Consider the following 13,964-nt stretch of genomic DNA (forward strand, 5'->3'; position numbering starts at 1 on the left):
CCGTTCAGACAGCAAAATGACCCTTTCAAGAGCACGCGTGGCCACTGCCGCCGCCGCGATGACTGTCCTTTCCTGCGCGTTAGTCGGCTGCAGTTCCAATGACGCTGGCGAGCAGGCAAGCCAGGCACCCGAAGTAGGTTTGTACACCGTTCGAACTGAATCGCTCGCCCTCTCCGACGAGCTTCCGGGCCGAACCGCCCCCTACTTGGTGGCAGAAGTCAGGCCTCAGATTGGCGGCATCCTTCAGAAGCGGTTCTTCGAAGAAGGCTCCTACGTTGAACAGGGTCAGCCGCTCTATCAGGTGGATGCCGCACCCTATCAAGCTGTCCTGAGCCGCGCTGAGGCGACCCTGTCCGCGGCTCGCCTGCGCTCGGAGCGGTACGACATGCTTGTGGAGAACCAAGCCATTAGCCGTCAGTCACGCGACGACGCCACCTCGCAATTCCAGGAGGCAAAGGCTGCGGCGCTTAGCGCCCGAATTGACATGGGCTATACCCGGATACTTGCTCCGATCTCGGGTCGCATTGGTCGGTCCTCGGTTACCCAAGGTGCGCTGGTATCGGCCAATCAGACGACTGAGCTGGCCACGATCCAGCAGTTGGACCCGATCTACGTAGACATCGTCCAGTCGTCCACTGCCGTGCTGAAGCTGAAAGCCGATGCGGCTGCCGGCGTGCTCCAGGTCAAAGAGGGAAACGGTGCGGAAGTGTCCCTCACTCTGGAAAATGGCGCAGAGTACCCGTACAAGGGCACCCTCAAGTTCTCTGAAGTAAGCGTTGATCAAGGTACCGGCTCCGTCACCTTGCGCGCAGTGTTTCCCAACAAAGACGGGACCTTGCTCCCGGGCATGTTTGTTCGGGCGAAGGTGCCTGCAGGCACCAACGAACGCGCAATGCTGGTGCCACAACGGACGGTGAGCCGCGATAACCAAGGGCGTCCATACGTACTGGCCGTGGACGATAAACAGGTCGTTCGACAGCACTCTGTCGTAGTGGATCGCGCAGTCGGCAATCGCTGGCTGATCAGCACCGGCATCCAGCCCGGTGATCGTCTGATCGAAGAAGGGATTCAGAAGGTCGCCATCGGTCAACAGGTCGTCGCAAAGGGCGATAAGAAGGCCGCTGAATCGTCCGGCTCTCCCGCGGCAACCCACTAAGAGAACACATGTCCAGGTACTTTATCGACCGCCCCATCTTCGCGTGGGTGTTGGCAATTGTTGTCATGGTGGTGGGAGCGCTGTCCGTCGTCAGCCTGCCGGTAAACCAGTATCCATCTATCGCGCCACCTACCATCGGCATCATTGCCGCTTACCCAGGCGCGTCAGCACAGACCGTTCAGGACACGGTGACGCAGGTCATCGAGCAGCAGATGTCTGGCCTGGACGGCCTGCGATACCTGAAATCTGAAAGCAATACTGACGGCACGGTCACCATCCTGGTGACCTTCGATCAGGGCATCAATCCCGACATTGCCCAGGTGCAGGTGCAGAACAAGCTGTCTCTGGCAACTCCGATGCTTCCCCAGGTCGTCCAGCAATTGGGACTGCGCGTGGTCAAGTACCAGGTCAACTTCATGGCCGTTGCTGCGCTTGTTTCCGAGGACGGGAGTCTGGACACGAACGCGCTGGGCGACATCGTCGTCTCTCAGCTGCAGGATCCGCTCAGCCGTACGCCTGGCGTGGGCGACTTCTTTGTCATGGCTGCGCAGAATTCGATGCGCATTTGGCTGGACCCGGCGAAGCTTAACAACTTCAAGCTGATGCCCAGCGACGTCATGCAAGCGGTTCGCGAACAGAACGTTCAGGTGTCATCAGGCCAGCTGGGCGGCCGGCCTACAGGCAATGGCGTGGACCTGAATGCAACTGTCCTGGGAAAGTCGCTCTTCCAAGACCCCAGCCAGTTCGAGAACATCCTGCTGAAGGTTAACGATGACGGCTCGCAGGTGCGAGTGCGCGATGTTGGCCAAGTCGAGCTTGGCTCTGAAAGCTACGCAATCAGCGGCCAGCACAATGGCAAGCCCAGCGCGGGTATCGCCCTGCGCCTTGTCAGCGGCGGCAACACCATCGACGCAGTTCGGGCTGTGCGAAAGACGCTGGATGACCTTAAGCCTACCCTTCCGGCAGGTGTTGAGATCGTCTATCCGTACGACGCGGCCCCTGTGGTCACGGAGTCCATCGGCGGCGTGGTGCATACGCTGCTGGAGGCGATCGTCCTAGTCTTCCTGATCATGTACCTGTTCCTGCAGAACTTCCGCGCAACGCTGATCCCCACCCTTGCAGTGCCGGTTGTGTTGCTGGGTACCTTTGGCGTGATGTCGGCGCTGGGTTTCACCATCAACACGCTTACGCTGTTCGGCCTTGTCTTGGCAATCGGCCTACTCGTGGACGACGCCATCGTCGTTGTGGAGAACGTCGAGCGCATCATGGTTGATGAGGGCTTGGACCCAGTAGAAGCCACCAAGAAATCTATGGATCAGATTTCTGGCGCGCTGGTTGGCATCGGCATGGTGCTCTCCGCTGTATTCGTTCCGATGGCCTTCTTCGGCGGCTCCATCGGTGTCATCTACCGACAGTTCTCCTTGACGATCGTTACGGCCATGGTGCTGTCAGTGATTGTGGCGCTGATCTTTACTCCCGCCCTTTGCGCGACACTGCTCAAGCCGATTCATGGCCACCATGAAAAGAAGGGCTTCTTTGGCTGGTTCAATCGGACCTTTGAGCGTAATGCCGGTAGGTACGAGCGCGGCGTGATGCATGTGACAACGCGCCGCCGCCGTTACGGTGTTGTGTTCTTGGCGATCGTACTTGGGCTGGTGGCGCTCTTCCCGCTGATGCCCAGCTCGTTCTTGCCGGACGAAGATCAGGGATCACTGACCGTCCAGCTGGAGCTCCCGGCAAACAGCTCCTCGGAGCGCACAGAAGCTGTGCTCAAGGAGGTTACCGATTACCTCCTGGTGGACGAGAAAGAGGTGGTCGACTCCGTCTTTGGTGCGAGCGGCTTTAGCTACAGCGGACGTGGCCAGAACTCCGGCCTTCTGTTTGTGAAGCTACGCCCGTGGAAGGAGCGAAAGGGAACGGTATTTGAGCTTCAGCAGCGTGCAAACGAGCGGTTTGCCACGATCACTGGTGCTCAGGTCATTGCATTTGCACCACCCGCAATCGTTGAGCTTGGCAACGCTACGGGCTTTGACTTCTTCCTCCAGGACATCAGCGGTGCCGGCCATGCTGGCCTGATGGACGCACGTGATCAGTTGCTGAAAGCTGCGTCCGAGTCGCCAGCGCTGACCATGGTCCGGGCAAACGGCAAGGTGGACGAGCCCCAGTACCAAGTCGACATTGATGATGAGAAAGCACGCGTTATGGGTGTTTCACTTTCTGACATCAACGCCACGATGACGGCAGCATGGGGTTCGTCCTACATCAATGACTTCATCGACAGAGGCCGCGTCAAACGCGTCTACATCCAAGGCATGGCCAACTCGCGAATTACGCCGGATGACTTTGCGAAGTGGTTTGTCCGCAATCGCGACGGTGAAATGGTGTCCTTCGCCACGTTCGCCACTGGTCGTTGGATCATGGGTTCCCCCAAGCTTGAGCGATACAACGGCGTTCCAGCGGTGGAAATTCTCGGTGAGCCGGCGCCTGGTTACAGCTCCGGCGATGCAATGAAAGCCGTGGAGGAAATTGCCAGCAAGCTTCCGCAGGGATATGGGATCTCGTGGACGGCGCTCTCCTACGAGGAGCGCGCTTCTGGCTCCCAAGCCCCCGCTCTCTATGCGCTATCCATCCTCGCCGTCTTCCTGTGCCTGGCAGCGCTGTATGAAAGCTGGACGGTCCCGTTCTCGGTGATCCTGGTAATTCCCATCGGCGTTATTGGTACGGTAATCGCCACACTGATGCGGGGCTTGGACAACGACGCATTCTTCCAGATTGGCCTGCTTACGACAGTCGGCCTTTGCGCGAAGAACGCGATCCTTATCGTTGAGTTTGCGAAGGATCTGCACGAGCGCAGCGGGAAGACGTTGATCCAAGCTGCAGTTGAAGCGTCCAGGCTTCGTTTGCGTCCAATCATCATGACGTCGCTGGCCTTCACTATGGGTGTAATCCCGCTGGCCATCTCCTCGGGTGCAAGCTCGGGAAGCAAGCATGCAATTGGTACCGGTGTGATCGGCGGCATGGTGACATCGACGTTGGTGGCCATCTTCTTCATTCCGCTGTTCTACGTCAGCGTTACTAGTTTCTTTACCAAGAAGAAGCAACGCCAGGCGGCGGCTCAATCAGAAGGCGAGGACGTAGAGGCTATCCACTAGTTCTGTTTCGGTGCCGGCCCCCGAGCCCGGCCGGCAAACGTCGCGGCGGCCCCTACCGCGCGACAGTCGTCTGCAATAGGCGACAGGTCCCGCATCAGTAGGACCGGTGCTGGGGATGACCGGAACCATCCCCAGCCATTTCCAATTTGAACAGTGCCCTGCTACTGCATCGCAACAGGGCTACGTGGGAAACCACGACTACAACAGAGTCAGAGACGTTGAACACATTGCCCAAGCATCTTGCTCTAGCCATCCTGGCAGCCCTTACTGCCTCATGCACCAGCTTGGCACCGCCGGTCCCTGGCATTGAGGTACCGGAGGCGTCGGCGCTCATCAACTTTGCAGGTAACGGTGAGAGCCGCGAGGGTGCACTTTCGATTGACACCCTGGTTCGCAGTGATCAGCTGCGTCGCCTGATTCGTGCAGGGGTGGTAAACAATCGCGACCTGCGTGCTGCCAGCCTCAACATGGTCAAAGTACGCGAGATGTACAGGATCCAAGGTGCTGAGCTGTACCCGCAACTGGACCTCTTCGCTCAAGGCAGCTCTGCGCGTGCACCGAGCTTTGGGACAGAAGCAAACAGCTTGACCCGGACCTATGGCGCGGGTGTCTCGATAGCCTCATGGGAGCTCGACCTATTTGGCCGCATTCGGAGTCTGAAGGACGCTGCACTCGAACGCTACCTCGCGAGCGACGCGACCCGTCGCTCTGTTGAACTGGCACTGATCTCGCAGATCGCCAGTAGCTATCTGCAGCTCGCGTCAGATCAGCAGCAACTTGCACTAGCGGACCAGACCTATACAAGCCGCGTCGCCGCGTATGAACTTCAGAAAGAGCTCGCAGCAGCAGGCATAAGCTCGTCCTTGGAGATCAATCGGGCTGCTGCGGAGCTGGAGGAGATCGGCGACAACCTCCTTCGGTGGAAAGCCGCAGCACAGCAGACCAGGAATGGGCTGCAACTTCTGGTGGGGACGAATCTGGATGCCAATCTTACCGCGGAGCCAATCGATCAGATTCTTGCGGACGATCTGCCGATCGGTCACTTGAGTTCAGCAGTGCTTGCCTCTCGGCCCGACGTGAAAGCCAGCGAACATGAGCTCTTGGCTTCCAATGCCGACATTGGTGCAGCACGCGCGGCATTCTTCCCCTCCATCAGTCTGACCGGGGCCTATGGGAGTCAGAGTGGGGAACTGAGCTCGCTATTTGAGTCTGGCAGCAAGTCCTGGAGCTTCATACCTCAGGTGACGCTGCCTATCTTCTCCGGGGGCCGGCTGAGGGCGTCACTTCGAGCGACCACGGCGAGCCGCGACATAGCTTTGGCTCACTACGAGGGCACGGTGCAGACAGCGTTCCGAGAGGTATCGGATGTGCTGGTTGACCGAAGTGTCCTCGGTGACCGTGTCGCCTCTCGCAAGCGCCAAGTGAAGGCGGCAAATGCATCCCTTGATGCGATGGGTGATCTGTATACGTCGGGAGTAGCCACTCAGATTGAGCTCCTCGACGCGCAGCGAACTCTATTTGCCGCGGAGAGCGCCCTAATCACGATCAGCCTGCAGCAGCGACTCAATGCGGTTGACTTGTACCGCGTACTGGGCGGCGGCCGGGACAACCCGATGTCGCCAACGGAAGGCCGTACCGAACTAACCAAGAGGTGATGCAATGATCGTACCGACTTTCAGGGATCTCGCGGTCTTCTTCGACCTTAGCGAGAAGGGGCTGAGCGTGCTGGCACAGGCCGCCAAACTGGCAGGTAAGCACGATGCACACCTTATCGGTGTGACCAGTGCACCGAAAAGCCAAGCCCACGCTGCTGACGGCTACAGCAAAGGTGCAGCGATGGCCGACGTGATCCTTGCTCGCAGAGCCTTTGAAGCAACCCACGCCGCACACGCTGGAAGGGCGATAGCTAAGGAGTCTGAGGCGCACACCGTGACGTCGGAACTTAGGTTCATTCCATACAGCGAGTCTCGAGAGGAGACGACGCTGCATACGCTGTACACGGACCTCGTTGTGGTTGGTCACCCCAAGGCATTTGGCGCGCCGATGACCTGGAACTCGGATCGTGTCGTCTCACTCAACTCGACCCCACTGCTCCTTCTTCCTAATCAGGCAGAGAACAGCAGTATTGGAAGTCGCGTACTTGTTGCGTGGAATGGTAGTCGAGCGGCTCGGCGATCTATTGCTGATGCTATGCCGATCCTTGCCCATGCCGACCAGGTGGAGCTGCTCATTGTTGATCCGGATTCGGCGAACTTCGCTTTGGAAGAAGAGCCTGGCTCCGACGTCGCCACCTATCTGGCTAGACACGGAGCGATCGTCGAGGTGAATCGCGTTAGTGCTGGTCGCTCGGCCGTTGTCGACGTAATCATGAATCGCGCGGTGACTGGCAACTTCGATCTGATTGTTCTTGGGGCATACAGCCGCTCGAGGATGTCGGAGATCCTCTTCGGGGGTACGACGCGTTCATTCCTTGAGACCGTTCCGCTTCCCCTGTTCCTCTCACATTAGTCCTAACGTCGCACCGTGGAGTTCGCCAGATGAATACACAGCGCGGGCCATATTGCGGCATTGGTGGAGATGGCGTTGGCTTGCTGAGCAAGCTCGATGTGAAAAGCCTTTCTCCAAAAGGAAGGGCAGTTCTGAAGAGCGCGCGCCAGTTGTTTGAAAGGCAAGGCTACGACGGCAGCCCCGTTCGCCAGATCGCTGCACACGCGGGATGTACCAAGGCGACGCTGTATGCAATCTTCGGGGACAAGCTCGGATTGTTCCACAGCGTGGTCGGTACCTTGGCCGCCAAGCTTCCTTCTCCAGCAAGCGTCATTGCCGGCTCTTCATGGCGAGTTGATATCCGGTTCTGTGCTATCGCCTGGCGGTTAGCCCGTCTTGAGCTTGGTCGTGATTTCCAGGCGATCAACAGACTGTTGGCGCTGCCAATGCAGCAAGCTGAGGTTGATCCATTCCCTATATGGCGCGAGATCTTTGATCCCTACCGGGCGGCTGTTGTAGTAGCCATTGCAGACGCAAAGAAGAGGGGGTACATGCGTGTGGATTGTCCGGAGCTGGCGGCGTCCCAGTTCATGTGCCTGGTCCGCGGAGGACTGAGCAGACGGCCAGGAAAGAAGGAGTTGGCCCCATGGATCGACTCAGAACTAAAGAAGCACATCGATTCGACCACCGCGTTCTTTCTAGCTGCCCACTCGGTTCGGGAAGGCCAGTGGGACCATCTTTTGTATCCGTGATCGCCATGAAACTGAATGTGTTGAAGCGCTCTGAATCCTACGAAGATCGTGCGCTGGAGCTGAGCTTCAAGGAAGGAGATCAACTCTCCATCCGACCAAGCTTCTTCGCTCCCGAGCGCCGCTACTGGCAATTCTATGATGATGTGCGCTACGTCAGAGTAGTAACCGAACACGAACTGGGTGCAGGCTTGGCGCCCTTTGAGCGAAAAATCATTCTATCAAGCGGGCACTTGCTTCTCGGGGTGGCGAAGGATGAGCAGAGATTTGACTGGTACGTGGCCAGCCCCGTCGAAGCGTACTCGCCTCATTTCATGTCCAAGCTCGTCGGTGACTTGCTTACGTCTAGCCGGAGGCCGTTCCTTGAGTATGGCGGCGATCTTTGGCGCCGCAGCGAGCAGCTCAAGACGGAGTGCCCGGCGAATCGCCGGTCGTTGATCGACCTCAAGATGGTTGAGGGAATTGAGACCTTCCTACGTGAGGTATCCGGGGACAGACCGGAGCTCATGTTCTTGATTGCCTCAAGCAGAGTCTTCGATTTCAGCTGTACTCGCTATGTCGGGTTCCAGATCCATATGCGTGAAATTCATACGTATCCATAAGACCAATAAGGGAGGTGCCTTTCATGTGCTTTCGATGCCGTGGTCTCAGTAGAAAGCCCGTTGAGTCTGAGTTCGAGTACGAGGTCTATCGAGGGGAGGTCGCCGGCGTCACGTGGAGCGACTTGGAGGCTGCCGAGCTCGCCGGGTGTCAAAGCCGCACGCACCCAAGCAGTGAAGAAGGCCCGCCGGACCACTCTCCCGCTCCATGACGCACCAGTAATCTCAGCAAGATAAACCCGGATCTGTCTGATCCAAGAAGTGAAATAGGTGAGCAAGTGTTGGGCAAGATGAATACGTTCAGTGAGTCTGAATCTCCGTGGGGAGCAGTGCTTCGCAAGGTTGTACTTCTGTTCTTGTTGGGTGTCTGCATGACACTCCCTATCCTGATGTTGAGATTGGACGTACAGATCTTTGCGAATGGTGTAGGCGAAGGGGGAGCAGTGGAGAACGCTCAGCTCCTCCTTCTTGGCATCAGCATTGCGTCCCTAACTGTGCTTGCGAAGGTGAACCAGCAGGACAAGAAATTTGCTCTGCTAGCGGCGGCATTCTTTGCTTGCATGTTCGTACGCGAATGCGATTTCTTTCTCAATGAGCTGGTTCCGCATCTGTGGCAGTACATCGTCGCTGTGCTCTCCATCTCAGCCTTAGCCTACGCTGCCAGTGACCCGCGAAGCACTGCGTTCGGCGGCCTTCGCTTCCTGCGGACAGATGGCGGTGCACTTGTGCTGCCCGGGCTTGCCGTCCTACTGATCTACTCCCGTCTTATGGGAATGCAGGACATCTGGATTGATCTTCTGCAGGATGGATACGTTAGATCGGTTAAGAATGCGATTGAGGAGACTACTGAGCTGCTCGGATACACTGTCATTGCGTTCTCCATCGCTTCTGGCGTGATCAGTCGCGTCACAACGACGGCTCGCGACAGGAAGACACGCCGTACGACAGATCCTGGGATGCCCTCCGTACGGAAGGAAGCAGCATGAACAGCCTTGAGCATCGAGCCCCGGGAGATTGCTCTTAGATCCTCTGCCGCCTCACCCGGGCTGCACGCTGTCGCTGAGCAGCCCTGTGGGGCGTAAGCCAGGTTCCCCGTTATACCGATCGCACGACTAAGCCGCGGCATGCGTTGAAAGCTGATTTGTGCCCCTGGTGCATCCCGGGAGCCTTAGGTCGCGAGAAGAACCAGCTATGGGCGGGGTCTTGCAGGCTTGGTGCAGTCCAACGGGTCAGCACATAGTCCAGAGTTCGGCCTCCGAGCCTTCTCCGCGCAGACTAAACACACGCTAGTGCTTGAGAGTCAAGAAGTTCGAAGTCATGCTCTCCAGATCGTTGAGAAGTCCGGAAACCCTACTGCGTCGGTCTTTCGTCGCAATCCCTAGCTCTCCGATCAGCGCGATCGTGTTCGCAATGCGCTTTTCCATCTGCTCGTGGGCAGCGATGCGCTCCTCCTGCGAATTATTCATGAGATTGAGCAAAGACTGACGCTCCTGAACCAGCGTGGCGTGTGCTTCATTCAGCAGGACCTGTTGGCGATGATAGTCAGTGAGGTTCTCCACCAGCAGCTCTGAAGTCCGCCTAACATTCTTGTTGAATAGAAAGCCCGCTTCCCTGGCCAGATCGGGGAGCGTCAAGAAGTCCTCTGCTTTGACCTGACCTGCCCTGACTGTATTTACCCTGCGTCTCAGCTCCTTCACAAGAGCGAATCGTCTGTCGAAGAGGTCCGCCTTCAGCTTGTTTCGAGCGGTAAGCCATTGTCGCAGGGCAATGACGCCTACGGCCGCAGCGACCAAGATCTGCCCGACTGCCGTAAAGAGTTTGATTTGCAGGTCAGGGCTATTCGCAACAGCTTCAATTGTCATGCCAACTCCTTGGTTGGCGACAATTATCCATGTTTGCTAGTGTCCTCAGACGGTAGTTTTCAGCCTTTCATCAAGAAGTTCATTGGGGGAGTGAATGCTGGAGAACATAGTCGTCGGCCTGTTGACGGGACTGATTACCGGCGTGCTGTCGGGGTACTACTCTGGTCTCGTCGTTACCCGCACCGCCAGGTTCAACTCACTGCTACGGGACGCGGAGCGCGCCCTCAAGCAGGTTGAGTACATGCAAGAAGCCGATGGCGTCGTGATACGTGGCTTTGATCGCAAGGCGATGGACCGTGCGGCAGACGATCTGGCAGCTGATCGGCAGGTTGCGGCGTCGATCGATATCCGCGCACAGCTCCACTGTGTGATCGATGAGATTGAACGGGCCAAATGTGAATTACAGCTAATCGCACTACATTACAGCTAATTTCGCTAATGAACTCCGCACCTAGGACGCTCTAAGGTTTGGCGCCCCGACACTGCTGCAAGCAGTTCGCCGCCAATCAATCCCGTCGGGTGAAATTCCGCGTCGTGGCGCTTTCCCGATGGAAGCGAATGGAAGATAGTCATCACTCACCCATATGGAGCTGGAGTGACATGGCGACCTTGTGGATTACGTTCCGCCTCGCTGACGAGGTAGTTTATGGACGCGATTACGCCACTCGGTACAAGGCGCTAATTGATGCGCTTACCATCCATCGAGGCACCGGCTGGTGGTATGAGCCTACGTCCTTCTGGTTGATGGACAGCTCATCAACTAGGACACAACTGGCAGCAGCTGCGAAGGCAGCAGTCGCACCGAGCAAAGACTTGGTGGTGGTAGGCAGCCTCGGCTACCCCGGGGTCTCGGTCATCGGCAAGTCAGATGCATCGCCTCGGATCGCCATTGGCAGAATGCCGAGGGCTACGCTTTTGTGCCAGCGACTGGAATGGTCACGCGATCCAGCTTCATCGGTATCGACTACACCCTCGACCATGTCGGCAACCGCTTCGACGCGACGTTGAGACAACCAATCGGCGTGTTCGACAACACGCTTACTGCAGGCTTCGATGTCAACCGGCTCAAATATGACAAGACGCGGGGCGACAGTGCCACTGCCCAGGCACTGAATCCCTATGACTTTCTTCCTGGAAATTTTCCGACGACCGTGACCGTCGGCGAATTGTTCACTACTCGAACCGATACACAATCGATCTTTGCTGAGGATCAATTCAAGATATCGCCAAAACTTTCGCTCATTGGTGGTCTCAGATGGGATCGGATGTCCTATATCAAGCAGGACTCAAAGGGCGTGGCTGCCGACGTAGAGAAGGTTTTCACCCATACATCTGGCCGTTTGGGTGCCGTGTATGCATTGTCACCTGCAGCGTCCCTGTACGCCCAGTATTCAACCGCTGTTGATCCACTCGCCGGGATCGTCAATACCACGGCGCAACAGAGCCAACTCGACCTATCGACGGGGCAACAGGCCGAGATGGGCTGGAAGCAACTTTTCGACCAGGGAAAAGGCGAGTTCACCTTGGCCGCCTATTGGATTCGCAAGAAGAAGCTACTCTCCCGCGACGCGCTCAATCCCGACTTGTATCAGCAGGTCGGAGCACAGTCTTCGCGCGGCATCGAGGCATCATTCAGCTATACACCGACATCCGCTTTGCGCGTGGACATCAATGGCGCAGTGCTTGACGCCCACTTTGATGAGTTCAGGGAAGTGGCGGCAGGTCAGGTAGTGTCTCGGGCAGGGTTGACACCCCCTGGTGTTCCGGAAAGGATGGCCAATGCTTGGGTCACATGGTCATTCTGGCCGCGGTGGGAAGCGGGTTTGGGTGTCCGTTATGTCGGACCACGTCAGGTCGACAATGCGAATGCCAGCCGCGTTGGATCGTTCACCGTGGCAGACGCGAGCTTGCGCTGGGCCGTACGAGCGGGAACGACTTTGTCGCTTCATGCCTACAACCTGACTGACCGGGTCTACGCCCAGACTCTTTACAACTCCAACAACCAGTGGATCCTCGGGCGTCCCCGTTCGATCGAAGTATCGGCGCTCATATGGTTCTGAGCCCGGTCTCAACGAAGAACATCTGGCAGAGTTTCTGGCCTCCTGTGCGGCGTGCGCTCTATCTGCTGCATCGCTGGTTAGGGATAGCGGGGTGCGTCCTGTTTGTGATGTGGTTCATCTCGGGGCTGGTAATGCTGCATGTGCGATTCCCCTCGCTCACGCCCCAGGAGAGGCTGCAGGGCCTAAAGACCCTCAGCCTTGAGGAAATCACGGTCGCCCCCGCGGATGCACTTCGACTGCTCGGACTGTCCCATCCGCGCACTGTAGTGCTGGAGCGCCAAGGGGCGGACGGGATGGTCTGGCGCATCGTCGATCAGCAAGGTGATCACCACGCAGTATCTGCTTCCGGTGCTAAGCCGGCGCAGAGCGCTGTGTCCCCCGTCCAAGCCACGGCCATTGCCGCCGCGTTTGGTGGGACCGAAGCCCGATTCGTGGAAACGCGCGAACGAGATCAGTGGACCATGCCTAATGCAAGTGCATTCGAGCAAGCACGTCCGTTGCATCGATTGGCCTTGGATGATGCAGCTGGAACCGAACTGTACGTGTCCGCGAAGACGGGGGAAGTCATGCGTGATACGACAGCTCATGAAAGGCTTTGGACGACGTTCGGCACATTGCTGCACTATTACACCTATGCACCCATTCGCCAGCACGCCGGATTTTGGCGTCAGTTGGTTCTGTGGACTTCCGGGTTGGCGATGTTCTCGGCCGCGACCGGCATCATCATCGGTACCCTCCGGGTACGACTACGCAGGCGTTATAGGGGAACGAGCATCACCCCATATCGCGGCTGGATGGCCTGGCATCATCTTGCAGGTCTGTTGGGAGGTATCTTCATTCTGACTTGGGTTTTCAGCGGCTGGTTTTCGATGTCGCCCAACCAGTGGCTATCACGACCCGGCACTGAGCGCCTCAAGGAGCACTTTGCAGGGGCAGGTCCGATCTTCACCCACAGCGTTGATAGCCTGCACCGTTTGCCGCTACCAGAGGACGGCAGTATCAAGGCCGTCGAAGCGGCCTGGTTCGACCGTCGTCCCACGTATACGATAGTCGACGCACGAGGGAGGCGCCAAACCTTCGATGCGGTGAGCGCAATGCCTATCAGGATAACGACTGAGTCGGTGCAGCGCGCTGCACATGACAGCTCTCCCGGCGTGGCTCTGGACGGGCTTGGCCTGCTGTCAGCCCCGGATCGCTATTGGTACGGTCGCCATGTCCCACCTGTTCTTCCTGTATGGCGGATCAAGCTGTCCGACTCAGCACGCACCTGGCTTCACGTGGACGCGGTTTCTGGACAGGTGCTTGATATCAGCACGTCTAAGAGCCGCCTTCGGCGTTGGCTCTTCCATGGCCTCCACAGCCTCGACTTTTTTCCTTCTCTGATCAACACAGCTCCTTGGTACGCCGCTATATGGATACTCTCCCTACTTGGGTTGTGCGTGTCTGTGTCAGGTGTGGTGCTGGGGGTTCGTCGACTTAGAGGTCCTACGCGACACCGAAGTCCATCTTCTGCTACCGCAAAGCATCGGTATCAATGACTGCGATCCCCGCCGCTCCTCACGGGAAGTAAGCGTTCATCGATATGTGCACGGCCTTCGGCTTCCTACGATGCAGAATGTTCAGCGCACCGATCCACGTAAGTAGGACGAGGCATATTCGCGGAAGTTCCTACGAGCTGGGTATTTGCTCGCCACGTAGAAAATCTAGCGTTTACGGATCAGCTGCTCCATCGCCGACCATTCTCCTTCAACAGCGCAGCGCACTCCGAGGGGTACAGTCGCTGAAAGTCGATGTGGGCCGCGTTGAAAATGTGCAGAGCGGCCTCACTCAAGTTGTTCACGCGATCCTGCCTGCACTTGTTCGTCTTTGCTCGCTGCCCGGCCCTCTCCCGATGGTGGG

The 13,964-nt window shown here is 57.6% G+C and carries 11 protein-coding genes; 10 read left to right on the top strand and 1 reads right to left on the bottom strand.

Annotated features, from left to right (window positions below; genetic code table 11):
* The first annotated feature begins 37 nt into the window (after window positions 1–37).
* The 7 genes from IAE56_RS00150 to IAE56_RS00180 all read left to right on the top strand — a co-directional run bounded on the left by IAE56_RS00150 (window position 38) and on the right by IAE56_RS00180 (window position 9,129).
* Window positions 38–1,156: an efflux RND transporter periplasmic adaptor subunit gene (locus tag IAE56_RS00150; RefSeq protein WP_325167140.1), complete on the top strand. Its 1,119-nt coding sequence runs from the start codon at window positions 38–40 to the stop codon at window positions 1,154–1,156.
* Between the two features lie 8 nt (window positions 1,157–1,164).
* Window positions 1,165–4,308: an efflux RND transporter permease subunit gene (locus tag IAE56_RS00155; RefSeq protein WP_200750967.1), complete on the top strand. Its 3,144-nt coding sequence runs from the start codon at window positions 1,165–1,167 to the stop codon at window positions 4,306–4,308.
* A gap of 218 nt (window positions 4,309–4,526) precedes the next feature.
* The gene (locus IAE56_RS00160; protein ID WP_200750968.1) at window positions 4,527–5,963 is read left to right on the top strand and encodes an efflux transporter outer membrane subunit; all 1,437 of its coding nucleotides are present in this window, start codon (window positions 4,527–4,529) and stop codon (window positions 5,961–5,963) included.
* 4 nt (window positions 5,964–5,967) lie between these two features.
* Window positions 5,968–6,816, top strand: coding sequence for a universal stress protein (locus IAE56_RS00165; RefSeq protein ID WP_200750969.1), 849 nt, complete (start codon window positions 5,968–5,970; stop codon window positions 6,814–6,816).
* 29 nt (window positions 6,817–6,845) lie between these two features.
* Complete coding sequence (locus tag IAE56_RS00170) at window positions 6,846–7,547, top strand: TetR/AcrR family transcriptional regulator (RefSeq protein ID WP_200750970.1); 702 nt, start codon at window positions 6,846–6,848, stop codon at window positions 7,545–7,547.
* 5 nt (window positions 7,548–7,552) lie between these two features.
* Window positions 7,553–8,146, top strand: a complete 594-nt coding sequence (locus tag IAE56_RS00175; RefSeq protein ID WP_200750971.1) for a hypothetical protein — start codon at window positions 7,553–7,555, stop codon at window positions 8,144–8,146.
* Window positions 8,147–8,433: 287 nt separating this feature from the next.
* Complete coding sequence (locus tag IAE56_RS00180) at window positions 8,434–9,129, top strand: hypothetical protein (protein WP_200750972.1); 696 nt, start codon at window positions 8,434–8,436, stop codon at window positions 9,127–9,129.
* 300 nt (window positions 9,130–9,429) lie between these two features.
* Here the strand turns inward: IAE56_RS00180 and IAE56_RS00185 are convergent, their stop codons facing one another.
* The gene (locus IAE56_RS00185; RefSeq protein ID WP_200750973.1) at window positions 9,430–10,005 is read right to left on the bottom strand and encodes a hypothetical protein; all 576 of its coding nucleotides are present in this window, start codon (window positions 10,003–10,005) and stop codon (window positions 9,430–9,432) included.
* Window positions 10,006–10,099: 94 nt separating this feature from the next.
* Here IAE56_RS00185 and IAE56_RS00190 point away from each other — a divergent pair, with 94 nt between their 5' ends.
* The 3 genes from IAE56_RS00190 (at window position 10,100) to IAE56_RS00200 (ending at window position 13,603) form a co-directional block, all read left to right on the top strand.
* On the top strand, window positions 10,100–10,435 hold the full coding sequence (locus tag IAE56_RS00190; protein ID WP_200750974.1) for a hypothetical protein: 336 nt from the start codon (window positions 10,100–10,102) through the stop codon (window positions 10,433–10,435).
* A 487-nt stretch (window positions 10,436–10,922) separates the two neighbouring features.
* On the top strand, window positions 10,923–12,065 hold the full coding sequence (locus IAE56_RS00195) for a TonB-dependent receptor (RefSeq protein ID WP_325167141.1): 1,143 nt from the start codon (window positions 10,923–10,925) through the stop codon (window positions 12,063–12,065).
* Complete coding sequence (locus tag IAE56_RS00200) at window positions 12,056–13,603, top strand: PepSY-associated TM helix domain-containing protein (RefSeq protein ID WP_200750976.1); 1,548 nt, start codon at window positions 12,056–12,058, stop codon at window positions 13,601–13,603. Before IAE56_RS00195 ends, IAE56_RS00200 begins: the two co-directional genes overlap by 10 nt.
* Window positions 13,604–13,964 lie beyond the last annotated feature (361 nt).

The organism is Stenotrophomonas sp. S41, assembly GCF_016624625.1.
GTDB lineage: Bacteria > Pseudomonadota > Gammaproteobacteria > Xanthomonadales > Xanthomonadaceae > Stenotrophomonas.